Genomic DNA, 23,262 nt, shown 5'->3' on the forward strand with positions numbered 1-23,262 from the left:
CCAACCATCCTCTCTGATACCTCATACGTTTATTTATGCAATAATTAACAAAAAAGAAGTACACGTTGTTTTACGTGCTTCAAAACATATCATATTGGAAATATGGTTACGCACCGTCTTCTCACTAATAAATAGTTGTCCGGCGATGTCACGTGTTGTTTTGTCCTGCACAAGCAGTTCAAATACTTCACGTTCACGGTGAGTTAACAAAAACTTGTTTTTGTGGTCGTTACCCTTCGTCAATTTCACCCCTCCTTGCTCGGGTTTTGTGTGGTGTAACAAGGTTAAGGGATACAGTCAACACATTTTATGTCATGTACTCAGGTATGGTTCAATATGCGTATAAAAATGGGCCTAGGCACTTATTTTCCGCCTTTGCTGAATCGTTAGACTCTGCGTCTAATTTTATGTATTGACAGGCATATGGGGCAGCCTTATGATAAGGAAAACCGCGACTGATAATCATTATCAAAATAATGATACATATAGATATCGCGCAACAGACTATTGTTCATGGCCGCTTGGCCAGAAAGGGTGTTCATTAATTATGAAATTACGTTACGCTGTACCGGCCGGAGTGCTGGTTTCTTCTATTCTGTTCGCTGGTTGCGGACAAACCGGAACTGCTACTCAGCAGCCCGCTGCAACGACCAAAGATGCAGGAGCAACTACACAGTCAACGACTCCTGCGGCCTCTGCCCCCAATTTTGATCAAGCGGTAGCAGCTTACCGTGCCTATGCTATTGAGCAATGCGATACGTTTGTGAAAAAGACAGAAGAATTCACGAATGCGGTCAAAGCTGGCGAGCTGGACAAAGCCAAGGCGCTGTATGCTCCTGCACGTATGTACTATGAACGGATTGAACCGATTGCGGAAGCGCTGGGCGATCTTGACCCGAATATTGATGCGCGTGACGGTGATGTGGATGCAGCGGATTGGCGCGGCTTTCATCGGCTTGAAAAGACATTATGGGAAGAAAACACCACCAAAGGATTGGACGAGTTTTCCGACCGCCTGTTGAGTGATGCAAAGCTGCTGCGTGCCAAGGTGGAGACAGTCAACATTGACGCCAGCCTGATGGTAACGGGCGCAGTCGAGCTGCTGAACGAAGTGTCCACCTCCAAGGTGACGGGTGAAGAAGAACGTTATTCCCACACGGATTTGTACGACTTTGCAGCTAATGTAGAGGGCGCACAAAAAATATATGAGATTTTGAAAACAGATCTGAACCAAAAAGATGCAGCGTTGGAAACGCAAATTGGCGAGCGCTTTGAGGCATTGCAGAAAGAATTGGCTCCTTTCAAGAAAGGCGAAGGCTATGTATCTTATACGAAGCTTAAACCAGAAGAAATTAAAAAGCTGAGCCAAAACCTTGATGCTCTGGCAGAGCCGTTGTCCCAAATGGGAAAATTGTTAGGAGTGTAACGATATGAAAGGCTTTAAGCGGCAAAAGGGACAACCATCGCAGCAGCATGCGGAATCCCATGAAGAACAGGCTGATCTGGTCAAAAAGGATGTTCAGCCAGAGGTTGGTGAGCTGTCGGGAAAGAGTAAATCTGTATCACGCCGGGATCTATTGAAGCTGGCAGGGGTCGGGGGACTGGGTCTCCTGCTCGGCGGCGGTGGCGTGGGGGCTGTGCTGACAGCCAGCCAACGGCTCGAAAGCATGATGACGGATGCGGATACCAAGGATGTGGTTCCTTTTTACGGGAAGCATCAGGCTGGAATTGTGACTCCGGCACAGGATTTCATCTGCTTCGCCGCCTTTGATCTAACGACGAGTGACAAGGAACGGGTGCGCAGCCTGTTTAAAGCCTGGACAGAAGCCACCGCTACGATGACTTCCGGCGCGCTGATCGGTAACGATAACGAAAACCTCAACCTGCCTCCGTCCGATACGGGCGAAGCGGCGGGGTTATCGCCGTCACGGACGACGATTACCTTTGGTGTGGGTCCGTCCTTTTTTGATGGGCGCTACGGTCTGGCAGGGCTTAAACCTGCCGGACTTCGTGAGCTGCCTCGCTTTCAAGGGGATGCGCTGGACGATCAATGGTGCGGCGGCGATATCGGGGTACAGGTATGCGCCAATGATTTGCAGGTAGCTTTCCATGCCCTGCGTAATTTGGCGCGTATCGCCAGAGGAACGGCGGTGCTTCGCTGGACACAGGAAGGCTTCCAGCGGACAGCACAGGCCGATCCGGCGGGAAGCACGCCGCGGAATTTGCTCGGCTTCAAGGACGGTACGGGGAACCCGGATACCTCCAAGGCTGATGAGATGAACCGACTGGTATGGACACAGGCGAGTGACGGTCCTGCGTGGATGGGCGGCGGCAGCTATATGGCTGTGCGGCGTGTACGCATGCGGGTAGAGGTATGGGATCGCTCGACACTGGGCGACCAGGAGGATACCTTCGGACGCCATCGCAGCAGCGGGGCCCCACTGGGCAAGGCCAAGGAGTTCGACAAGCTTGATCTGGCGGCCACAAGTCCGGAAGGCAAGCCGATCACGCCCCCCACCTCTCATGTGGCATTGGCTCATGGGGACGGGAGCATTAATATTTTGCGGCGGTCTTATTCTTATTCGAGCGGATTGGACAAGCAAACAGGACAGCTCGATGCCGGGTTGCTGTTCATCAGCTACCAACGTGATCTATTCAAGCAGTTCGTCCACATTCAGGAGAAGCTTGCGCGCAATGACAAGCTGAACGAATACATTGTACACAAAGGCAGTGCGGTGTTCGCCTGCTTCCCGGGTGTATCGCAAGGCGGCTACATCGGGGATACGTTATTTTAGCAGCAGGCCAGGAAGGGGATTTATATGAATCGGCGTAATAAAAGCTTGGGATGGGTGTTTCTGCTGGCGGCTCTGCTGCTGACAGTAACTCCGTTCATATCCGGCTCCGGGTTGGTCGCTTTCGCACAAACAGATGCCAAAGCTGTTTCCAATGATCAGCTCATGCCTGTGGTGGGTGGCGCACTGGTGGAGGCGGGACAATCCCAATGGACGGAAGCCTCCAGGGACGTCAAAGAATTCCGCACGCTGTGGGAAGCTGCCAAAACAAACGGCGGTGATGCAGCCCATATCGCAGCGGTGGACAAGGCTCTCGCGGATGCAGAGCAGGCGCTTGCCAGCGGCGGCGGAGAACCAGCGAAAGCTGCACTGTCCGTGCTAGCTCGTTCGGTCAACGAATTTGTGACTGCTGCGGAAGGCGACAAACCCGCCCCGGCTGGAGCCAAAGCAGCGGAAAAGCTGCTCCCCATGGCGAAGGGCAGTCTGGCTGCCATGCAAAAAGGCGACTGGACTGCGGCCCGCGCTGATTACAACCGGATCGTAAAAGCATGGTATCAGGTGGAGACACCGATTCGTTCGGACAATTTTCCAGTATACAGTGCGCTGGAAACTAAAATCAGCCTGATTCGCATCTCCATGCAAGCCGAGCCAATACGACAAGAGCAGGCTCTCAAGGAAATGCAGGAGCTAACGGCTTTGTTGTCGGATTACAGTCAAGGCAAGTTGGTGAATACGGGTCAAGAAGCTGGTGCAAACAACGCGGCTAATGGCTCAGTAGCCTCGCTAAGTGATGCGGTCAAGCTCCTCGAATCCGCACGGCAGGATGCGACAGCCAATCAGCCTGAGCAAGCGGCTGACAAGGTAGGGCGGTTCATCGCCCTGTGGCCTTCGGTCGAAGGACATGTGCAAATTTCCGATCCGGCGTCCTATACCGCGATTGAAAATGAAATGACCGAGACTTCCGGTTATCTGCTGTCTTCTCCACCGAACACAGTCAAAGCCATCCAAACCCTTGATCAGATGCTGGAAAGGCTCCGTCCGTTGACGGAAGAACGTTCCTACACCGCTTGGGATGCGGCACTGATTTTGCTGCGTGAGGGGCTGGAAGCCATTCTCGTGCTCGCGGCTCTGCTGGCGTATGCCAAAAAAAGCGGCGAAGCTGTGGCTGGTCGCTGGATATGGGCCGGTGCCGGAACAGGGCTGGTGCTGAGCGGAATCCTGGCAGTGCTGTTCACCACACTGGTCGCGGCCGCCGCATCGGGAAGCATGCGTGAGCTGCTGGAGGGTGTGACTGGACTGGTCGCGGTCGTGCTTATGCTGACTGTCGGTAGCTGGCTACATTCCAAATCCAATGCTGCCGCATGGAACCGCTTTGTCGAGAACAGCGTAGACAGCGCACTGGCGCGTGGTAGCCTGTGGTCGCTGTTCGCAGTTTCTGCACTTGCGATTTTGCGTGAAGGCGCCGAGACGGCTATCTTTTATATCGGTATGGCCCCTGCCATCGAAACCTCTCAATTGCTGATTGGTATTGGCTCGGCAACTGTCATACTGGTTGTGCTGGCATTGGCGATTATCAAGTTTAGCGTACGGTTGCCGATTCGCGCCTTTTTCCTGACGGCCACTGTACTGATTTACTATCTCGTATTCCGGTTTCTGGGCGAAAGCATTCATTCGCTTCAGGTGGCTGGCAAGCTTCCGGCGCACACAGCCTCCTCGCTGCCATCCATTAGCTGGCTGGGCATGTATCCTACTTGGGAAACGTTTATCCCACAGGTCGCTGTGCTGATCTTCATGGTGTGGCAGCTTGTGCGTCAGGAAATGCGCAGCTCCAAGCAACGTTAAAGTCCAAGCACACGCATATAATTGAGGATTTTGCAAAAATCCAGCACGTGACTTCCAATGAACAATATATAGATCGAAGGGTCTAGTTCGTATATATATTGCACTTTCGAGCGACTGGAATCGAATTTTGCAAAATCCTGAATACAAAAAAAACGAAAAAAAACGTCAAAACGCAGGTCCGATCTCTATCGGCTCCGACGGTTTTGGCGTTTTTTTAGTCACGACAAGAGAGTGCTGACTTTTATGATCAGAAAATATCCTCCAGCAAAGGGATCATACGCTGGTGATGGAGCAAGTCTGTACGGTCACCGTGCTCACGAATCACATGTACCTCACCGCGAAAATCCAGCAGCTCCGCCGGCGTAGCATGTCCCAGAAAATGCACCGGACTATAGCTTAGTCCATAAGCTCCTGCATTCGGAATGACAATATAATCACCCTCCTGAATCGGAGGAAGCTGTGCTTTTTTCACAAGACAATCCTCGGGTGTACAAAGCGGTCCGACAATGCTCACGGTCTCCAGATCCACGGTTGCTTTTGGCTGAAGCTCTCCTATCCGGTCTGCGGCCTTCCCTAATCTTAGCTCGACAGCAGCAGCCTCTTGAACAGGCATGTCCTTCCCCTGTCCCATCTGAATCGCCACTTCCTGTCCCTCACCTTGCCCGCGCATAATTCGCACCGGATAGTTGTCCCTAATCCGACGTCCTCGAAAAGCAGCCGAGGCATAATGGTTCATACCGCCATCAGCTACAACGAACTTTTCTCCCTTGGATTCCTTCGTATACAACGCCCGACAGACATACATTCCTGCCTGAGCAACCAGATATCTGCCGCTTTCAATAATCAGCGTAACACCTGGCAGACGGGATCGAGTCTGCTCTGCCATCGCGTTCAGTCCGTCGATCACTTGTCCCATATCCAACGGCTGCTCATGAGTAAAATAAGGAACACCAAACCCGCCGCCCAAATTTACCGTATGCATCGCCACACCATACTGATCCTGTATGCGTTCTGCCAATTGAAGGGTATTCGCAAATGAAGCTAAAATCTGATCCGCTTTCAGCATTTGCGTGCCTGTATACACCTGAATGCCCTGGAAATATACATGTGGACAATCTTCCAGCACCGTAAAAAAGTGATCCAACTGCCCCTCGTCCACACCAAAGGGACGAGGAACGCCGCCCATTTTGATCGTCGATCCCGACAAATCGTTATCGGGATTCACACGAACCGCAGCGCGAACAAACAAGCCTGCTCGGGCAGCAATATCCTCCAGCAAGCGCAGCTCCCGCACCGACTCGACATGAATGCAGCCGATTCCACTGGCTACAGCCTCGCTCAGTTCGGCTACCGTTTTTCCCGGCCCGGCGTACAGCACGTCTTCCGGGGTATAGCCAGCCTCCATCGCGACGAACATTTCTCCGGCCGAAGCGATTTCGACGCCACAGCCTAACGAGCGAAGCAATCCCGCCAAGGCTACGTTGCCATTGGCCTTGAGTGCGTAATGCACACGCACAGACGGGTGCAGCCGGGATAGCAGCGAGCTGACATGAGCATGCAGCGCATCGCCATCGTAGTAGTAAAATGGCGTCGGATGTTCGCCGAAGCGTTCCAGCAAGGCTTCGTCCTTTTTATCCATCTGCTGAATCTCCCCCCTTCTTCTTTTTCCTATTCCGCATAGATCGTCTGGCCTGAACGGGCGGCCTCATGAATAGCTGCCAGCAATCTGACGCGCTCGGCGGCCTCGTGGAACGGAATCGGCTCCGCGACTCCCCGGATGATGTTGCAGAACGTGTCCAACTGATTGACGTAATAGTTCATCGGCTCGAAAACGGTTTTAATTTTGGAGCCTGTCATTGTATCCTTCGTTATTTCCGTCTTGAGTGTTATTTTATAAAAGCCCAGATTCGCCCGAAAGCAGTCCTGCAAAGTAACTACCGCCGAATCAAAGGTTAATACATGAGCGCAGCGGTATGGCCGCTCGAATGAAAAGAGGGCGGATGCCTCCAATCCCCCCGGATAGCAGGCCTGTGCACGAAATGTCCAGTCACAGCCGTTAGGTCCGTCGAAATCCGATTGACTGCGGAACTCCGCCTGCTCCAATCCAACGACTGCCTGAAGAAACTGGAGCCAATACACGCCCAAATCCCAAAAGCATCCCCCGCCCTGCTCCGGTCGGGATCTATAATTCTCCGCATGCCCATCCTTTGCGGGAATGCACAGGCTGGTCGCTATGGAGCGCAAACAACCATAGCGACCGGAATTCACGATATTGCGCAGCTCGCGCTGCCAAGGATGATGCTGCACCATGACTCCTTCCAGCAGGTGAGCGCTGCTCTGCCCGACTGCCTCTTTCAGGGGAGCCAGCTCCGCCGTATTCAGACATAACGGCTTCTCCACAAGCACATGCTTGTGAGCCTGTAATGCTTTACCAATCCACTCCGCATGCAGATCGTTACTCAGCGCAATATACACGGCGTCAATCTCCGGGTCGCTCAGCATATCCTCGGCATGCCGATAAACGACACTAACGCCAAAACGGTCCGCCAAATCTCCTGCCTTGGCAACGGTTCGGTTCGCAAGCGCGGTTACACGGGCTCCCGCAACGTAACGGATCGGCTCTAGCAGCGCACGAGGGGCAATGGCTGAACAGCCAATGAGGCCAAAGCGGATATCACGTACCGCAGGCTCTTGTGCGGCTGCGGCGGTGTTCATGACCCCTTCTCCAATCCCGCTGAGTTTACTTGCACCTGGACGTTCCTCACATATGACTCCACATAGCGTGGTGTCTGACTACGTAGCTCCACGATCCTCCGGTGCATGTCCTCCAAAATCTCAGCGCTGCCACCATAGATTTGCATCCACGTATCGTACCGTATCCCCAGTCCCAGCCGTTCCCACAGATCCGCATTATGCATTTCATGCACACCGAACGGCTCCAGCATAATGAGTGGAGTGGCTGTGGCGAACGAATCTGTCAGACTACCCCCGCCGGGCTTGCTGACAATGGCCTGGACATGACATGCCTGGTCCAGCATGCTATGGTAATCTGGCCCGGCCTCATACAACGTCTCCTCGCCAGCCTTCACCTCACCGAAAGGCGGAAAGGTATGCTCCCCGGCTTCATTCCGCTTCCATGTTCTCCACTGCGGGTCCATCCGGAAATAACGTATACCGTCCCGCTGCTCATCCGGCTGGTCCTGATCATACAGCAGCAAATCCAGCTCCCAACCCGCCTCTTCCAGCCGTCCGACCTTTTCTCGGTACGTGCCCATACCCCAACCGCCGCCATGCACAAATAAGCGGGATTTCCGGGCCTCAAAGGGAACATGCTCTACAGCCGGGACATCAATATAGTGGCTGACTCTATTTTGGTCATTTTCAAAAAATGTCATTTCTCCACACCCATCGGCAAAGTGCGGGTTATGCTTGGCCAGATTTTTCCATGAAGGAGAAGGCGTCGAGTCCATATATACAATGTCCACATGTACCGATCCCGGCTCCCTGCGCTTGCGATACTCCTCCAGCACATACATCCAATGGCCGGACAAGCATATAAAATGCCGTCGATCTTCCTCCATCCATCGGGTCAGCAGCACTTCCATGGCAGCGAGATCAAGCGAATTGCGCATATCCTGCGGAACCTTCTGTGACATTAAGGCTACAGCGAAATTATCATGGTAAGCTTTGCGGCTTTTGTCCACCTTGAGACGGGCCGACTCAGGCAGCACATTTTCAAATACATGAATCGCCATCTCCACACCCATCCTGCGAAGACCCGCTTGCATCAGCAAGCCGGGAGTATAAAAGCCCAATCCGAAACCGGAACACAAAATCGTTACCTTCATACTCTTGCTCATGCTCATACGCCTCCCGTTTAATTCAGCACTGTAAAATGATGCTCCGCCAAAAAATGCTCCAGCTTCGTAGTCAGACGCATTTTTTCCTTATCACCCGCGGCAACCAGTTCCAAATAAAGGCGACCTTTTCCACGTGCCCGCTCACTTCCAGTCGCCTCCTCTTTACCTTGAAAATCAGCTAGGCCCTCCGACCCGCCAGACACAGTCAGGCTGTCACCACTGCCAATGCCGCTAACGCGAACCTGCTTGGCAGACGATCTGCCCCCGCGCTCTGTTGTAATTCTGCTTGGCGTGCTTTTATGGCCTGCATTCCTGTTTTCGCCATCTCGTCCGCCCGTGTTCACATACAGCGTATTGGCGCCCAGCGGCATGACGCCTTCTTCACTTTCGCCTGTGAACAGCAGTCCTTCACATTCCAGCCCTTCCAGCAATTCTTCATAGGACAAACTGCCGTCATGGGACAACGAATAATTCGTCAACGTGCCACGCATATTTTTTCCAGCCAAAAAGGTGTCCAATTGGTGCTTGATCAGACTCATGGATTTACGGGCGTTAATTTCGATAATAGGCTCCAGCTTCCCGCCGCGAAGTGTCATCGAGTCAATGCAGACGTCGCCGTAATAACCGTCCTGATACAGTTGCTTCCCTACATCCTGCATTAAGCGAAAATAGCCCTCACGCTCCAGCCGCTCCATAAAAGCCTTATCCGGCGACAACGATTCCCGGTAGGCGAATTGGGTGTTTGCCAGCCACTGCACAGACAGGATATCGACACTTCCGTTATCACCAATCATAAATTGGCATGAAAAATCCTGCTCCTTCTCCAAGAAAGGCTCCAGGAGGAACAGTACCCGTTTGCCTTTTCGTTCCTGCCCACGTAAATACGATACAATTCGGTCCAGCATCTGTGTTGAGGTAATGTGCAGGTTTCCTTTGCCCGATACCCCAAAATCATCCTTGATTAAAAAGCTTCCATCCCGCAGCAGCTTGCGTCCCGCCTCGGCTACATCCGCAAACGAAGTCACAATATAACCGGGATAACGCAGACCGAGACTGCGTTTTAAATCGGAAGAATAGGTTTTGGCATTCACCTTGCGGATCGTTTCCAGCGGCGGCTGATGCAGCGTAATACCCCAAGCGCGTGCGGCCTCCTCCACATGAGGTAAACCCGCAAACGGGCTAAGCACACATCCCTCCAGTTGTGGAAAACCCGTACTTGTATCGGCCTTGCGACTGCCCAGCAGTTCAAAAACGGAAGCCGCCGACACATTCCCCGCCTGCTCCGTTCCGTCAGTTAAATCCCGTTCATTTACAGCCGGGCGAAAGCCCAACTGCGCGATATACTGACGATGCACTGGCGAAATCGCATAGCGGGTCAACAACGCGTCTCCCGGCTGACAAAAGCTGAACAGCAGCTCATCCATTGCCGCCACAATCGCAGAAGAAGCCCGGTCAGGAATGGCGGGCAAGGAAGCTAACTGGGCATCCCGCCAGTAAACCTCCGCTTCGAACGTTCCCATATACAAATGACGCTGGTTCGGTATCGCATTCATATGATTCGCTTCCTTTCCTGCTTCGTTATTAGCCTGCTATTACAGTAACGCTACTGGCTTGCACTTGTATAATCACGCAAGGCAAACTGCCATATAAAGCGGATCACCGCCAGTAGCCAGATCGGAGCGAGGAATGCCCATATGATCAAGCCGGGTTCCATTTTGCCCAGAATAAACATCGGTGGAAAATTACAAATCACAAACACCGGAAGCACAAACAGGCCGATACGCTGAATCAGGTTACTATACACCGCCATCGGCACATAGTTTGTCTCGAAAATGCTGTTGGACAGCTCCGTCACCCCGTTCGTGCGGATGATCCAGAAGGCCAGCAGCTGGGGCAGCAAAAACACGGAATAGGCCGTTAACACTCCGCAACCGAGCAGCACAGAAAAGCCCCCGACCGTCTCAAAGTTGAACGGCAGACCGAGCCGAACCCAGCCAATGCCCGTCATGATTCCGCCGCCGACTACGTTCGGGACGGTGTAGCCCAGCTCAAATTGCCGCAGCGTCACCATAAATTGCAGGGACACCGGCTTGGTCATAAGCACGTCCAGTGAACCGGTACGGATTTTATCGGGCAGACTTGTAAAATTGCTGTAAAACAAGCCGCTGTAAAAGCCGCTCATCATCGTAAATACGCCGATATATAACAGCACCGCGTCAGGAGACCAGCCGTTAATATCCGTCCCGGCCCGGTATGGAACCGAGGCGTACAGCAGCTTGATGAGCAAATAAGCGGTTTCGACCAGAAAAGCAGTAATGAAATTAATGCGGTATTCCATCTGCGACATAACGGAAAACTGGATGAACTTCCAGTACAGCCGAATGTAACGTCCAACGTTTCGGTAAACATTTTTCATGTTAACCTCCTACCGAGACAAAGCGTTTGACCCCGGCTTGCCACACCCGGCGCGATACGGCCGCCAGCACTACAATCCAGAGCCATTGCACGCCAATGCCTTCAGCGGCTTCCAGCATGGTCAGCTTGCCCGTTAATGCATTCACCGGAAAAAATACGGTGTAGCTGAACGGTAGCAAACTGAACATGCGGGCCAAAACGTCTCCAAAAATCGTCAACGGAAACACCGTGCCACTAGCTACATAAATGACGAGCGACAGCGTATAAAACAGTCCCGCCGATTCCGTCACCCAAAAGGCTATGCCGCTCAGCGCGTAATAGACCACAAAATTGAGCACCAGCGCCCCCGGCAACGCCAATATGTAAAGCAGGATATACGACAGCCCGAAGCTGATTTGTCCTTCCAGGCTAAGGCACAGCAGTAGAATCGCAGCCGCCAGCAGCACCACTGCGGACTGTACCGCCTTGCCTCCAATAAACCGACAAAAACGGTAAGCAAAATAATGTACAGGCTGCACCATGAATTTGGCCAGTCCGCCTTCCTTGATGTCTGTAGCAATTTCGTATTCAAAACCCGTAGCGATCAGCTTCCCGGTTACCCCTGCCATGACTACATACACCAGCATTTCTGACAAAGAGTACCCTAGCACCCTTGCTTGTCCCGAAGAACCGAATACCGCAAGCCAGAGAAAAATTTGTGTCATGATCGGTAACATAAATCCCGCCATCTGGAGCCAGTAATTGGCCCGGTATTCCATTTCATTTTGCATGCCAAGCTGGAGCACCTTCATATATTTGTTATTTCGCATCGGCTAGCCTGCCTCCATCGTACAAATTGGCTATCCCCTCTTCCAACGGGACGTCCTCAATCGTAAAATCAACGACAGGCAGAGCATCCAAAATCTTTTTGGACCAGGTTAGAGTATCTTCTGCATCCAGCTCAAATACCGCCTCCAGCTCCGAGTTGGAGCGCAGCTTGCCAAGTCCCGCCAACGTCAGGTTAGGCACGGGGGTCTCCAGTCGAACCTTGAGCAGCTTGCGGGCGCCGATCACCTCATTCACCTTGTTCAAATCCCCGTCATACACCAGTCTTCCCCCGCTGATAATGATGGATCTGCTGCACAAGTCCTCAATATCCTTCATGTAATGGCTTGTCAGCAGGATGGTCGTCCGGTGTGTGCGGTTATAGGCTTTGAAAAACTCGCGAATCCGCCTTTGGGAAACCAGATCCAGTCCAATGGTCGGCTCGTCCAGCAAAATGACCCGTGGACGATGCAGGAGCGCGGCAATTAGCTCCATTTTCATACGCTCGCCGAGAGATAAGCGCCGAACCTGAACATGAAGCTGTTCCTCCACCCCAAGCAAGGTAACCAGCTCGTCCAGCGTCTCCTTGTAACGACTTTCATCTATTTCGTAAATAAGCTTGTTCAGCTCGAACGACTCGCTTGCGGGTAAATCCCACCAGAGCTGGTTTTTCTGTCCCATCACGATGGAAAACTGCCGTTTAAACTCCTTTTGCCGCTTCCACGGGGTAAAGCCAAGTACAGATGCCTCCCCCTCACTGGGATGAAGAATGCCGGACAGCATTTTGAGCGTCGTTGTTTTGCCCGCCCCGTTCGGGCCGAGAAATCCGACGATTTCCCCTTCCTCAATGGTGAAGCTGACATCCCGTACGGCCTCCTTGGTCAGCTTTTCCCGCCTGAACAGGTTTTGTAATGATTTGCGCACGCCCGGCTCCTTTTTATAGTACGTAAACGTTTTCGACAATTGATTTAATGTAATGGACGGCATTCAATTCTCCTCCTTTTTCATCTGTCCGTGACACCTTGTTGAGTATTCGTGATACAACTGGCCTGAGCGGTTTACCTGATACGATTTACATAATCTGGCTTGCTTGAACTACTCAGCTGCTTGCTCGGCTAAAATCATCAATTCCTCCAGCATATGCCGCTGTCTGTCAATCAGGCCGAGGGCGCGTTCGCTAATGTCAGGCATCCGATGCTTGCGCAGTTGAAGACCTGTTTTGTAAATATGCAGGTTGAGCTTATGCCACTCCGCATGCAATGACTGCGCCAATTCCATTACATGCTGCGCCCGCGGTCCCAATGTGGCTTCATGCAGCATGCAATAATCCGCTGTGTAATCGGTCAGATGAAGGGCGCTGCCCAAACGCAGATTGTAATAGATTTCATGGCAGTACGTACGGAAGTCCGCATCCTCCATGTCTGTCAGCAGGCGGAAGTCCTCGACAAAGGCGCGGTAGCCCTCATCTCCCCGCTTGACCTGTTTGCCAACTGCGACATTTCCAGGGTTATTTCCCAGGTCATTGGACGAAGGTACACCTCTCCAGACCGCTTCATGTCCAGTCACATATTGACGAATATGGTATGCACACGCTGCATGCAATTCGCCTGGCGAAAGCGGCGCGGGCTGTTCCACCACCCAGGCATATTCAATAATGCCCTGCATCAGGTCGTCGAGCCGGGCCGAACCGACGTAAGTCATGGCATGGCCCGAAGAATCCAGCAGGAAGCTGTCATTTACCTGTGCTGTTCGCTCCTGCAAGTCCAGTCCAGACAGCTCAATGACATGGCCCCTTGGGTAATTTTTCACATACACGTCGTGGTAGGTTAAAGCGGTACTCGATGTGTGCAGCATCGTACCGTAGCCTGATGTCAGCGCCCGCAGCAGGTCGGTTTCATCGCTTACACCAACAATCCACGGCTCCACCCGAATCACCGGACCGCCGCTGGCTGCCATTTCCTGAAGCTGCTCCGGATATTTCTCGGGACCGAAGCGCTTCAAATCTCCGCTATATTCCGCGCACATACTGCCGCACAGCATGAACAGCTCGGATTCCGCCATGTTCACGCCATACCGCCGCAGCGAGGTGCGCAGGGATGAATATACACAGTGCTTCCCTGGAGGAGCATCTATAATTTCTTCAGCAGCGTAATCGACAACGGAGTCATGAACGTTCTTCATGCCCGATGCCTGCACAGGTCTGATCTCTGCCGCCCCCTTATGCATATTTGCCCAGCAGACGTTCAATGCCTTGAAGTGTAGAAAGATGCTCCAGCACCAGATCGTCGTCCTCCATCGTAATATCCAGCTCATTTTCCAGCTCTACAATCAATTCAACAGCGGATAGGGAATTCAGCCCCAAGGTTCGCAAATCCTGCTCCGGAGTCAACTGTTCCAGCTCTCCCGGAGCCAGCTTCAATACCTTTTCCAGCAAGGGTACTACATGGTACACATCTGTTTTCATCCTAAATTCCTCCCGATTTATGAGCTTGCCAATCCTGCAATGACATCTTCCAGCCTGTGCGCATAGGCTTCGGCTTCCTGCCAGCTATCTGCCATAATAAGCGTGAAAATCCGATTCACATACCCCCGCTTCACCGGAGTACCGGACAACGTACCTGCCGTATAAACAAACACCCCTTCGGGGCGTTCGGGCGTGTAGAGCAAGCCTTCCTCTGCCAGCAAGCCGCATAAGCGACTGTAGGTCAGCGGTGTGGTGGTAATGTTGCGGTAATAGCGGGACAGCGTTTTATGCTGCTCTCCCAAGACCGACGACAGGAACGAAATATAGGTAGACAGGGTAAACCTGCCGTTAATCTCGATCACCGGAACCAGCAATCCTCCTTCATCGACAAAACCGTCAATGGAAGCCATGCCTGTATAACCGATGGAATACAGATACGTTCCCAACTGGTAAGCGCAGCGTCTCACTTCTTCTTCCAGCGCATCGCCAAGCTCAGCCGGAACGCGGGACCCGGTGTACACCGTGCCGTCCACATTTTGCCTTTTCAGTGAAAACATCGTCACCCCACCGCCCTCGTCAATACAGAGCTGGTAGTTCAGATCCATCTGCTTGTTATGCCAGCGCTCCACCAGCCAGCCTCCCGAAGAAGGCGACGAACCGCCAAAGCGTTTCATCACACTCAGCAGCGTATCCAGCTTGGACAGCTCGTCCAGCATATACATACCTTGTCCCGATGCGCCATGCGGCTGCTTGATGATCAGCTTCACAGGCCCGTCTGACAAGTCGGCCAGTCTGCCGCACTCCCTGCGGATCGCCGCTTCGTCCGCGCATATGGCTCCCTCACTGACGGCAAAACCGAGCTTTTGCGCAGTCAGGCGGCTGAATATTTTATCATTCACCCGAGCGCTGACGGAGGACGGAGCGCCGATCAGCTCCAGTCCACAGCGCTCCGCAATCGCTTCCTCCTGCGGGGTAACCGCATACGGAACGAGCCACGCTTTGGCACGGCTACTACTGTGGCCTGCTTCCGCAACCACTCGCAGCCGTGCCAAAAGTGCCTCGTCCGCCAACACAAGCTCCGAAATCGGCGTTAACGGATCAGAAGGCTCCGGCACCTCAATACGCGGCAGGTTAAAGCCCAACCGCTGAAGCATGCCCAGAAAAGCCTGATCCGGCTGTTCTCGCAGCACGATCACATCCTGACTTCGGCACAACAGAAGATTCATTTCCTCCATCCGATTTACCACCTGCTGTTCATCACGATCTACCATCCCCCCCTTACGGGGGGACGGATGCCATACCTGCTCTGCACCAATATTAAACAGCCAAATCAGGACTCCATGATCGCGTTCATGGGCAAGCGCTTCCACAAGGTTAATGGTTTTAGTCGTCACGTCCTGTCATCCCTCTCTTCCATCCAGTAAGAAACAACTGCGATCGAAACTAAATATATTTCAGGGAGCCAGCTCCATGCAGATACAATACGCTGCATTTGGAGCACACCGGCGTTAATCCTTCGTGATTAATCGTTTGGCGTGTTTTCTCATACGCATCCGAATTCCAGATTTCCTTCAGACTGTGCTCTCGCAAGCTTCCAATCGTGAATTCGCTAAAAAATTTGCAAGGCATCACCTTTCCGTCCGGTAAAATATCCGTTCTGGAGGTGAGCGCCAGGCAATGATTGGAGCAGCGACTGACCATTTCCTCGCCATGTATAAATTTGTCGATTTCCTCATAGTCCAGACCGGGCTGATAGCGCACACGAATGTTCCACATCCGCTCATTAATCCGCTGTAGCTCCTGCATCAAAGGATCGATGTTATCCGGGTTGATTTTATATTTGAAAGCATGCCAGCTACTAATATTTTTTTCCTCCAGTTGTCGGAGCCAAGAAAAGTTTTGTGTAAAATAGTCATCCATTTTGAGGGAAGTTTCTTTGGAAATGTACCAGGGGAACGTCAGCAGCACCAGATCCAGCCTCTTGTCCTCCAGCATTTGCAGAAACTCGTACATCCGTCCGATCATGTTATCGTTAATGACGGCATGGACGGTCACCCGTCCCTTGTACAATCCCTGGTCACGCAGTTCAATCAGCTTATCCATCTGCCGCATCGTTTTTTGAAAGGTGCCTTTACCGCGAATCAGATCATGTTCTCTTTCAAAGCCTTCAATCGCTATTAACAGCTCCAGATTTTCAGATAAATCCAAAATCCGGTCCAAATATTTATCAATGAGCAGTCCATTGGTACAAAAGGTCATTTCGCGCCGATCTTCGGCCAGCACGTCCAAAATTTCGTCAAAACGCCGATGAAACATCGGCTCTCCGCCCCACATATACAGCCGGGACTTGGCCTCCTTCGTCTCGCTCAAAATTTGCCGAAGCATATCCGGGGCAAGATCCATGTTTTGCTCTTCTTTGTCCATTTGATGATGATAGCCTTCCTCGTTCCATTCAAAGCAGTGCGTACATCTCAGGTTGCAGCGGTTGGTCAGCTTAATGCCGATCGTCTGGGGCATGTCCGTTTTGAAGGTAGGGTCCTGTGTTGCGTTACGGTAAGATACAGAAGCGTTTTTCAGGTTGCGCTTAATGAGCTTGAACGCTTTCTCATCAATCAGCACATTGCTTTTGGGCTGCATGCTAACACCTCGTTTAATGGATTTTCAGGCACATGTACCAAGCTGTACGTCAGACTGTCTCCATTCCCTCCGGGTGCGGCGCTTTTTCCGCATCGCTGATCCCCTGAATGTAGCTGCAAAACGCATCTACCGAGCTCAAATGCTCTAGCTCAAAGGAATCAAAATCAATTTCCACGTCAAACGCATCCTCCACTTGCAGCATGAAATGAACCAACTGCAACGAATCCAGTCCTGCATCATGAATGATGTCCGAATGTCCATCCAGCTTACCGACCAGCTCAGGATCTTCCTTGACCGCGCTGATCATTTCAATCACTTGGCTTTGCATAGCAAACTCCTCCTTGTGAATGATCCTATTCGTTCCGCCCGACAATGCCATCTGCAAAGCTCCTCGAAAAATTCCTACACTGGAACTTTATTCAATTATACTCCTCCATTGAAGAGACAAGTCAATAGGTGATTTTGTAAATATATCGCACAATATGTAAATTAATGTGTGTTTTTTTCTACAATTTTCGCTATCTTTTTTCGTAAAATCTAGCTCACATCTTGCCTCCAACTGCTTGCAAGTGCGACAGGATTATTTTACAATAGATATGAAAATAATTTTCTTTTTAATGTTCATTTTTACGATATTTATTTTCATGTAAAATACTCTACAGCCAAAGGAGCGCAGCTCATGTCCCCTATTCTTCATACATTAACCCACAGATTGGAGCAGCTTCCCGTCCAAGAGCGCAAGCTGGCGGAATCCATTCTGCAAGCTCCGGGAGATGTGCTGCATCTGGGCATTCGGGAGCTGTCGGAGCGCTGTGGTGTGAGTCCGGCGACCGTTACGCGGTTTTGCAAATCACTTCATTTTAAAGGCTATCCCGATTTCAAAATGAAGCTGGCCGCCGAGCTGCCCCGTTCTAATAGTGACGGTGAAACCTCTTATCAGGACATCGTCGCCGGAAATTCGCTCTCTCGTATCGTGGAAGCTATAGAGGCGAATCATACCGCATCCATTGCCGATACGACCCGACTGCTGGATTTCAGCAAGCTGGAGCAGGCGATTGCATGGCTGTCCGCCACAAGCCGCATTGATCTGTACGGCATGGCGACCTCCTCGATTGTGGCGCAGGATTTTTATCAAAAGCTCATTCGAATTGGCAAAAATAGTACCGCCTTCGCGGACTCGCACATGCAGATTACCTCTGCCTCCTCACTTGGGCCGGGAGATGTCGCCTTTGCCGTCTCCTATTCGGGGGAAACACAGGAAACCATCGCGGCTCTGCGCTGTGCACAGGAACAGGGGGCCAGAACATTATCCCTGACCTCCTTCGGAAATAACACGCTGGCAGGTATTGCGGATATTGCGCTATTTTCCTCCTCGCTGGAAGAAGGGATGCGGCGTGGAGATATGGCGTCACGCATTGCCCAGCTTCATATCATAGATATCCTGTTTACAGGTATGGTCAGCGCGAATTTTGACAAATATATTCCGAGATTGGAAGGTTCGTATCAACAAGTAAGCAAGCTCAAAAAACAACCAGGGGGCCACTAAAGATGAACATACGTATTTTGAACAGCCGTGAAGACCTGAATGCTACCGCTGCCGCTGTGATCGCCAGTTTACTGCTGAACAAGCCTCAGGCCATGCTTGGGCTCGCTACCGGAAGTACACCTATCGGCATTTACCGTCATCTTGTAGAAATGTACCGTAAGGGACAGGTGAGCTTTGCACGAGCCTACTCCGTGAATCTCGATGAATACGTTGGACTTCCCCCGGAACATCCGCAGAGCTACCGCAGCTTTATGAATGAGCACTTGTTTCAGCATATCGACATTCCTCTTGCCCATACACGCGTACCTGACGGTAACGCGGCTGATCTGCCAGCAGAATGTGCGGCCCACGAGCAGGCAATGCTAGATCACGGACCCGTGGATCTCCAATTGCTCGGCATTGGTCACAACGGTCATATCGGTTTTAATGAACCCGGGCACGGCCTGACCGGAGCCACACATGTGGTAGATTTGGAAGAGAGGACGCGTACAGCGAATGCCCGATTTTTTGGCAATATAGATGATGTACCCAAGCAGGCAGTCACAATGGGGGTAGGCACGATTCTGAAGGCGAAGCAAATTATACTGGTAGCTTTTGGCGCGGATAAGGAAGACATTGTAAAGCAGGCTTTCACCGGACCTGTAACCACAAAATGCCCGGCTTCCCTGCTGCAATGTCATCCCAACGTGCTGATTTTACTGGATCAGGAAGCGGGAGGCTGGTTGAATTGAACTCGGATGAAATGAATGGTGATTTAACCCAACTACTGTATGGACAAGTCGTTATTGGGGATCACATGATTGAAAAAGGGGTTGTCGCAATTGAGGGGCAATCCATCGTATATGCTGGTGCAGAGGATGATTTGCCTGCTGATCTAATTGCAGCAGTAGTGGAAAATCAGGGTGATAGGGCAGCGGTGGGGGCAAACATCGTGCGATTGGAGGGCGGCTACCTGCTGCCGGGCTTTATTGATATTCATGTTCACGGCGGTAACGGAGAGGACTTTATGGACACCGATCCGCAGGTACTGGACACGATTACCTCTTTTCATGGCTCACAAGGAACGACCGCCATGCTGGCTACTACGATGACCGCACCCAAGGATCGAATCGACCGGGTGCTAAGTGAGGTTCACGCCTACATGGCGCAGCCTATGCCCTATGCACAACTGGAAGGCGTACATCTGGAAGGCCCGTTCATTAGCCCGAACTGGCCGGGAGCGCAAAACCCGGAGCACATTCAACCGCCGAATCTGGCCTGGGCGCAGGAATGGGAGCAGCGCTATCCGGGCCTTGTCCGCCAGTTGACGCTTGCGCCGGAGCGGGAAGGCGCGCTAGAGCTGATTGCCTGGCTGCGCAGCCATAACATTACTGCGGCTCTCGGTCATACGGATGCCACGTATGAAGAGGTGGAACGCGCAGCGGCGGCGGGCCTGAACCATGCGGTGCATACGTTTAATGCCATGACTCCGCTGCATCACCGCAAGCCGGGAGCCGCCGGAGCCGTGCTTGCCGATCCGCGCATTGAAGCGGAAGTTATTGCGGACGGTATACACGTGCATCCCGCTGCTGTCTCCCTGCTCGCCAATCTAAAACGTGAGCACAATCTCATTCTGATCACCGATGCCATGTCTGCCACCGGGCTGGAGGACGGACATTACACACTCGGCGATTTACCAGTAATCGTGCAAGGCGGCGTGGCACGACTGGAAGATGGCGTCACTCTGGCAGGAAGCACACTGACGATGATTGAAGGCTTCCGATATCTGGTTCGTCATGTGGGTCTGACCATTCCCCAGGCATCACAAGCCGCCAGCCTGAATCCGGCCAAATCCCTGAACATTGCGCATCGAACAGGTTCGCTTGCAGCAGGCAAACAAGCAGACGTTCTGTTACTGGATGCGGACTTAATGCTGCAAAGCGTATGGATTAAAGGAAAACGAAGATAATTTCTTCTTATGATTCCCCCTAAACCAAAGAGCTATCCCTCAGCGATTTCGCCGAGATGGATAGCTCTTTCTTTGGCATTACACATATATGTGGTGAATTAGCGATGATTCATAGGTGCAGGGGTATAATTTTGTGGACGAGTTGGTGCGGTTGTTGATCCATCTGTTGGATGAGTTGCACCAGCAACAGGAGTCGGGAATACCCGTTGGATGATATCTGCCAATTGGGCACTCATTCCTTTGATCGGATGACCGTTTTGCACACTGCGTGTAAAGTCAGTGGTATGCTTTACAAAATCGGGGTTAGCCGATACATATACCTGTTCAATCGAAGGTGCGAATTGCTTCACCTTGTTGGAGATACGACTTTTGACAGCTTCGGTCAACGTGTTAGGCTCATATGCAGTTCTTGCGCCTTCCACTGTGGTGCCATCCGTGCGTCCGATATCCGTGCGGGTACCGTCCGTCAAGCCACGAATCATACCATAAGAACCCGTACCCATCGTGCCGTACAATCCATCGCCACGACGCGCAGGGGTTCCGGGACCGTTAACTCCATTGTCTGTAATTCCCGGCGCTGTACCATCGGTGGTATAGTTACCTCTTGTACCATCAATCCCATGTGTAGTCATGCCATGTGTAGTCATGCCATGTGTAGTCGTGCCATGTGTAGTCGTGCCATGTGTAGTGGTACCATGTGTATTCATGGAATGCCCCGTACCTTTAACGCCTGAAGTGCCAGTGCCTGTTCCATTGGCTTGGTCCTTCAAGGAAACCGCTACATAAGCATTACGATTACCGACCAGCACTGTCGCAGATTTTACATCCGGCAACTCGGATATACGTTTGGACAAATTGCGATCGACTTGCAGATTACCAATTTGGTGTCCGGTTCCATTGGCGTTTTGGTTTAAACGCATCCCGTCCATACCGTTGGACTTAGCTCCGAAACGGTTCACACCATCCATATGATGTGTACTTTGCGCGTTATAGCGGGTAGTGTTCGTGCGGACGTTATGATTCGCAGTCCCACACCCTGTCAAAGCAGCCATACTGGCGAGCAAAGCAGCAGAAATCGTTAAACTGATTACCTTCTTAGTACCTGGCATGAACTCATCCTCCATACATATAAAATGTGTGACGAGAATAGGATGCGCTATGATTCTCAGGGCTATCCTGACTAAAAAATGACTAAAAAAATAAAATTTTAATGTAAATATGAAATACAATTGATGATTTACCACAAGATGGCATGTATAATAAGATTGAAAAATACTTTATTTTACAAAGGAGGATTTTCAGTTTGAAAAAGATCACCGTTTTGATGCTCATTTTTTTGTTATCCGTCACTCTTGTCCCCGTCGGCGCTTTTGCAGGCTCCACTACACCCCAACCCCCGAAAGATCCTGGAGGAAGCTGGGCAGAAGGCCCACCACCTAATCGCGTGGATCCTGCCAAGCCCGCACTATTATTTGTACATGGTTTGAACAGCAGCGCGGAAGTCTGGAAGAATAATAACGACATGCTTCAGCGCGCACGTGACGCCGGATACCAGACGGCCACCGTTAATCTGTACGATGCAAATGGCACATCACAGGATATGTGGGACAATGGTAAGCTTTTAGCCGACAAAATCAAGGTCATTAGTAATCACTTTGGAAAAAAACTCATCATCATTGCCCACAGCAAAGGTGGAGTGGATACTCAAACCGCTCTTGCATATAACGGAGCCGCTCCCTATGTACAACGTGTGATCACCCTCAGCAGTCCCCATCATGGCTCACAACTTGCAGATCTCGCATACAGTAGCTGGGCCGGGTGGCTGGCAGATATTGTCGGATCACAAAATCCAGGTACCTCCACTTTACAGACATCTTATATGAAGTATTTCCGATCCAAGACCGATGCACTCAGCAACGCAACTACAATCCCATTCTTCACGTTTGCTGGTGATAACTGGTCCGACGGCAGCGCTTCCTACATACTGGGCGGACTTTACCTCTCATCCTTTGGCAAGAATGATGGAGTCGTCACAGTCGACAATGCCAAGCTTCCCGGTGGACGTGTAGTTAAAGTCGGACCCTGGGATCATGCCAAAGTTCGTACCGGATCTTACGTCTTCTCCCTGATCCAACCTTACCTCCAAGCGAATACTCCAGCATTGAATCAGGAAACTGAAGCACTTTCAGCAGCATCTTCCTTGCCTGCTTCCGCTTTAACATCCACCTATAGCGAGATCGACAATTCATACTTTATCCGCGGCGGAGACTATAACGGAAAAGCCTCCGAAATCCTCACCGTTGAAAATGGCGTCAAATCCATTGATTTGGACTGGATCAGCGATAAACGTGTAAGTAAACTTGAGCTGACCAAGCCTGACGGTACCAGCGAGATCGTTAATCTGAAAGCAGGTTATGATGACGAAATTTTTGCTGGTGCCTGGCATCATAACGCAGTCATCAAAAATCCAAAACCGGGTACCTATAAACTGAACGTCACGATTCCTGATAAAGGAGCGTATCTCCTGATCGCCCGTTATCAGGCCGCTCAGGTTCCTGAGCTGAAATATAATCTGAATGCCGTAGGTCCGAAGCTGAATCTGCAACCACAGGATTCCCCTAAAAGCGTTACACAAGTCACGTATCAGGTTCAATATTACGGTAATCCACAGCAAGGAATTACTCCTGCGTCCAAAGGTCTGACGGTACAACAAAAAACAGTTAACCCCACCGGACAAATCGAGCTGTCCAAAGCGGACAAGCCCGGCATTTATTCCGTAACCTATGAAATCGAGGGAACTACTGAGGCAGGCTATCCATACCGCCGTACAGCTGTTCAGTCCATTTATATTGACGCTGACGGGAATAAGTATGTTGATTAATTAGTTTTTCCCTTTGTGGATGGATGTATAAGCACGAGCTCCATTTTATCTTGAATTTGGTTGCAAATAAGGA

Annotated in this window: 21 protein-coding genes; 7 read left to right on the plus strand and 14 right to left on the minus strand. The window is 51.5% G+C overall.

The genetic code is table 11. From position 1 onward, the window contains the following. Positions 1 to 33 precede the first annotated feature (33 nt). The gene (locus QD47_RS08430) at positions 34 to 243 is read right to left on the minus strand and encodes a LuxR C-terminal-related transcriptional regulator (protein WP_044645711.1); all 210 of its coding nucleotides are present in this window, start codon (positions 241 to 243) and stop codon (positions 34 to 36) included. Positions 244 to 547: 304 nt separating this feature from the next. Here QD47_RS08430 and efeO point away from each other — a divergent pair, with 304 nt between their 5' ends. The 3 genes from efeO to QD47_RS08445 are packed head-to-tail and all read left to right on the plus strand — an operon-like array spanning position 548 to position 4,634. Then, on the plus strand, positions 548 to 1,426 hold the full coding sequence (gene efeO, locus QD47_RS08435) for an iron uptake system protein EfeO (RefSeq protein WP_044645712.1): 879 nt from the start codon (positions 548 to 550) through the stop codon (positions 1,424 to 1,426). A 4-nt stretch (positions 1,427 to 1,430) separates the two neighbouring features. Then, a complete protein-coding gene (gene efeB / locus QD47_RS08440; protein ID WP_044645713.1) occupies positions 1,431 to 2,795 on the plus strand; it encodes an iron uptake transporter deferrochelatase/peroxidase subunit in 1,365 nt (454 codons plus the stop codon). A gap of 24 nt (positions 2,796 to 2,819) precedes the next feature. Then, a complete protein-coding gene (locus QD47_RS08445) occupies positions 2,820 to 4,634 on the plus strand; it encodes an FTR1 family iron permease (protein WP_044645714.1) in 1,815 nt (604 codons plus the stop codon). A 247-nt stretch (positions 4,635 to 4,881) separates the two neighbouring features. On the opposite strand, the gene QD47_RS08450 is transcribed toward QD47_RS08445, so the two are convergent. From QD47_RS08450 to QD47_RS08505, 12 genes are all read right to left on the minus strand, one after another. Continuing rightward, positions 4,882 to 6,273 carry a type III PLP-dependent enzyme domain-containing protein gene (locus QD47_RS08450; protein WP_044645715.1) on the minus strand — a complete coding sequence of 464 codons (1,392 nt, stop codon included), beginning with the start codon at positions 6,271 to 6,273 and terminating at the stop codon, positions 4,882 to 4,884. 29 nt (positions 6,274 to 6,302) lie between these two features. After that, positions 6,303 to 7,349: a Gfo/Idh/MocA family protein gene (locus tag QD47_RS08455; protein WP_044645716.1), complete on the minus strand. Its 1,047-nt coding sequence runs from the start codon at positions 7,347 to 7,349 to the stop codon at positions 6,303 to 6,305. Continuing rightward, complete coding sequence (locus QD47_RS08460; RefSeq protein ID WP_044645717.1) at positions 7,346 to 8,500, minus strand: hypothetical protein; 1,155 nt, start codon at positions 8,498 to 8,500, stop codon at positions 7,346 to 7,348. The genes QD47_RS08455 and QD47_RS08460 overlap by 4 nt, the downstream gene beginning before the upstream one ends. An 11-nt stretch (positions 8,501 to 8,511) precedes the next feature. Further along, the gene (locus QD47_RS08465) at positions 8,512 to 10,047 is read right to left on the minus strand and encodes a hypothetical protein (protein WP_044645718.1); all 1,536 of its coding nucleotides are present in this window, start codon (positions 10,045 to 10,047) and stop codon (positions 8,512 to 8,514) included. A 50-nt stretch (positions 10,048 to 10,097) separates the two neighbouring features. Further along, complete coding sequence (locus QD47_RS08470; RefSeq protein ID WP_044645719.1) at positions 10,098 to 10,910, minus strand: ABC transporter permease; 813 nt, start codon at positions 10,908 to 10,910, stop codon at positions 10,098 to 10,100. Between the two features lies 1 nt (position 10,911). Further along, complete coding sequence (locus tag QD47_RS08475; RefSeq protein WP_044645720.1) at positions 10,912 to 11,718, minus strand: ABC transporter permease; 807 nt, start codon at positions 11,716 to 11,718, stop codon at positions 10,912 to 10,914. Next, the gene (locus tag QD47_RS08480) at positions 11,708 to 12,700 is read right to left on the minus strand and encodes an ABC transporter ATP-binding protein (RefSeq protein ID WP_044645721.1); all 993 of its coding nucleotides are present in this window, start codon (positions 12,698 to 12,700) and stop codon (positions 11,708 to 11,710) included. Before QD47_RS08480 ends, QD47_RS08475 begins: the two co-directional genes overlap by 11 nt. Positions 12,701 to 12,808: 108 nt before the next feature. Then, entirely contained in the window at positions 12,809 to 13,939 is a 1,131-nt protein-coding gene (locus tag QD47_RS08485; RefSeq protein ID WP_044645722.1) for a hypothetical protein, read from the minus strand. Beyond that, positions 13,932 to 14,177 carry an acyl carrier protein gene (locus QD47_RS08490; protein WP_025682535.1) on the minus strand — a complete coding sequence of 82 codons (246 nt, stop codon included), beginning with the start codon at positions 14,175 to 14,177 and terminating at the stop codon, positions 13,932 to 13,934. Before QD47_RS08490 ends, QD47_RS08485 begins: the two co-directional genes overlap by 8 nt. 17 nt (positions 14,178 to 14,194) lie before the next feature. Beyond that, positions 14,195 to 15,571 carry a peptide ligase PGM1-related protein gene (locus tag QD47_RS08495; RefSeq protein WP_044645723.1) on the minus strand — a complete coding sequence of 459 codons (1,377 nt, stop codon included), beginning with the start codon at positions 15,569 to 15,571 and terminating at the stop codon, positions 14,195 to 14,197. 49 nt (positions 15,572 to 15,620) lie between these two features. Continuing rightward, positions 15,621 to 16,814 carry a radical SAM/SPASM domain-containing protein gene (locus QD47_RS08500; RefSeq protein ID WP_044645724.1) on the minus strand — a complete coding sequence of 398 codons (1,194 nt, stop codon included), beginning with the start codon at positions 16,812 to 16,814 and terminating at the stop codon, positions 15,621 to 15,623. A gap of 49 nt (positions 16,815 to 16,863) precedes the next feature. Further along, positions 16,864 to 17,142 carry a phosphopantetheine-binding protein gene (locus QD47_RS08505; RefSeq protein WP_014277736.1) on the minus strand — a complete coding sequence of 93 codons (279 nt, stop codon included), beginning with the start codon at positions 17,140 to 17,142 and terminating at the stop codon, positions 16,864 to 16,866. Between the two features lie 351 nt (positions 17,143 to 17,493). Between QD47_RS08505 and QD47_RS08510 the strand changes: the two genes are divergently transcribed. Genes QD47_RS08510 through nagA form a run of 3 tightly spaced genes read left to right on the plus strand, consistent with a single transcriptional unit; the run spans position 17,494 to position 20,308 of the window. Beyond that, on the plus strand, positions 17,494 to 18,360 hold the full coding sequence (locus QD47_RS08510) for a MurR/RpiR family transcriptional regulator (protein WP_044645725.1): 867 nt from the start codon (positions 17,494 to 17,496) through the stop codon (positions 18,358 to 18,360). Between the two features lie 2 nt (positions 18,361 to 18,362). Beyond that, positions 18,363 to 19,091, plus strand: a complete 729-nt coding sequence (gene nagB, locus QD47_RS08515) for a glucosamine-6-phosphate deaminase (RefSeq protein WP_044645726.1) — start codon at positions 18,363 to 18,365, stop codon at positions 19,089 to 19,091. Then, the gene (gene nagA / locus QD47_RS08520; RefSeq protein ID WP_044645727.1) at positions 19,088 to 20,308 is read left to right on the plus strand and encodes an N-acetylglucosamine-6-phosphate deacetylase; all 1,221 of its coding nucleotides are present in this window, start codon (positions 19,088 to 19,090) and stop codon (positions 20,306 to 20,308) included. Before nagB ends, nagA begins: the two co-directional genes overlap by 4 nt. A gap of 98 nt (positions 20,309 to 20,406) precedes the next feature. Here the strand turns inward: nagA and QD47_RS08525 are convergent, their stop codons facing one another. Beyond that, positions 20,407 to 21,417, minus strand: coding sequence for a YhcN/YlaJ family sporulation lipoprotein (locus QD47_RS08525; protein ID WP_044645728.1), 1,011 nt, complete (start codon positions 21,415 to 21,417; stop codon positions 20,407 to 20,409). Positions 21,418 to 21,611: 194 nt separating this feature from the next. Here QD47_RS08525 and QD47_RS08530 point away from each other — a divergent pair, with 194 nt between their 5' ends. Continuing rightward, complete coding sequence (locus tag QD47_RS08530; RefSeq protein WP_044645729.1) at positions 21,612 to 23,189, plus strand: esterase/lipase family protein; 1,578 nt, start codon at positions 21,612 to 21,614, stop codon at positions 23,187 to 23,189. The last annotated feature ends 73 nt before the right edge of the window (positions 23,190 to 23,262 follow it).

The sequence above is a fragment of the Paenibacillus terrae genome (assembly GCF_000943545.1).
GTDB classification, from domain to species: domain Bacteria; phylum Bacillota; class Bacilli; order Paenibacillales; family Paenibacillaceae; genus Paenibacillus; species Paenibacillus terrae_A.

What these genes read in the sequence shown, in the direction of transcription:
- efeO (WP_044645712.1), top strand. Translation starts at nt 548, where the DNA reads ATGAAATTACGTTACGCTGTACCGGCCGGAGTGCTGGTTTCTTCTATT.
- efeB (WP_044645713.1), top strand. Translation starts at nt 1,431, where the DNA reads ATGAAAGGCTTTAAGCGGCAAAAGGGACAACCATCGCAGCAGCATGCG.
- QD47_RS08445 (WP_044645714.1), top strand. Translation starts at nt 2,820, where the DNA reads ATGAATCGGCGTAATAAAAGCTTGGGATGGGTGTTTCTGCTGGCGGCT.
- QD47_RS08450 (WP_044645715.1), bottom strand. Translation starts at nt 6,273, where the DNA reads ATGGATAAAAAGGACGAAGCCTTGCTGGAACGCTTCGGCGAACATCCG.
- QD47_RS08455 (WP_044645716.1), bottom strand. Translation starts at nt 7,349, where the DNA reads ATGAACACCGCCGCAGCCGCACAAGAGCCTGCGGTACGTGATATCCGC.
- QD47_RS08460 (WP_044645717.1), bottom strand. Translation starts at nt 8,500, where the DNA reads ATGAGCATGAGCAAGAGTATGAAGGTAACGATTTTGTGTTCCGGTTTC.
- QD47_RS08465 (WP_044645718.1), bottom strand. Translation starts at nt 10,047, where the DNA reads ATGAATGCGATACCGAACCAGCGTCATTTGTATATGGGAACGTTCGAA.
- QD47_RS08470 (WP_044645719.1), bottom strand. Translation starts at nt 10,910, where the DNA reads ATGAAAAATGTTTACCGAAACGTTGGACGTTACATTCGGCTGTACTGG.
- QD47_RS08475 (WP_044645720.1), bottom strand. Translation starts at nt 11,718, where the DNA reads ATGCGAAATAACAAATATATGAAGGTGCTCCAGCTTGGCATGCAAAAT.
- QD47_RS08480 (WP_044645721.1), bottom strand. Translation starts at nt 12,700, where the DNA reads ATGCCGTCCATTACATTAAATCAATTGTCGAAAACGTTTACGTACTAT.
- QD47_RS08485 (WP_044645722.1), bottom strand. Translation starts at nt 13,939, where the DNA reads ATGCATAAGGGGGCGGCAGAGATCAGACCTGTGCAGGCATCGGGCATG.
- QD47_RS08490 (WP_025682535.1), bottom strand. Translation starts at nt 14,177, where the DNA reads ATGAAAACAGATGTGTACCATGTAGTACCCTTGCTGGAAAAGGTATTG.
- QD47_RS08500 (WP_044645724.1), bottom strand. Translation starts at nt 16,814, where the DNA reads ATGCAGCCCAAAAGCAATGTGCTGATTGATGAGAAAGCGTTCAAGCTC.
- QD47_RS08505 (WP_014277736.1), bottom strand. Translation starts at nt 17,142, where the DNA reads ATGCAAAGCCAAGTGATTGAAATGATCAGCGCGGTCAAGGAAGATCCT.
- QD47_RS08510 (WP_044645725.1), top strand. Translation starts at nt 17,494, where the DNA reads ATGTCCCCTATTCTTCATACATTAACCCACAGATTGGAGCAGCTTCCC.
- nagB (WP_044645726.1), top strand. Translation starts at nt 18,363, where the DNA reads ATGAACATACGTATTTTGAACAGCCGTGAAGACCTGAATGCTACCGCT.
- QD47_RS08525 (WP_044645728.1), bottom strand. Translation starts at nt 21,417, where the DNA reads ATGCCAGGTACTAAGAAGGTAATCAGTTTAACGATTTCTGCTGCTTTG.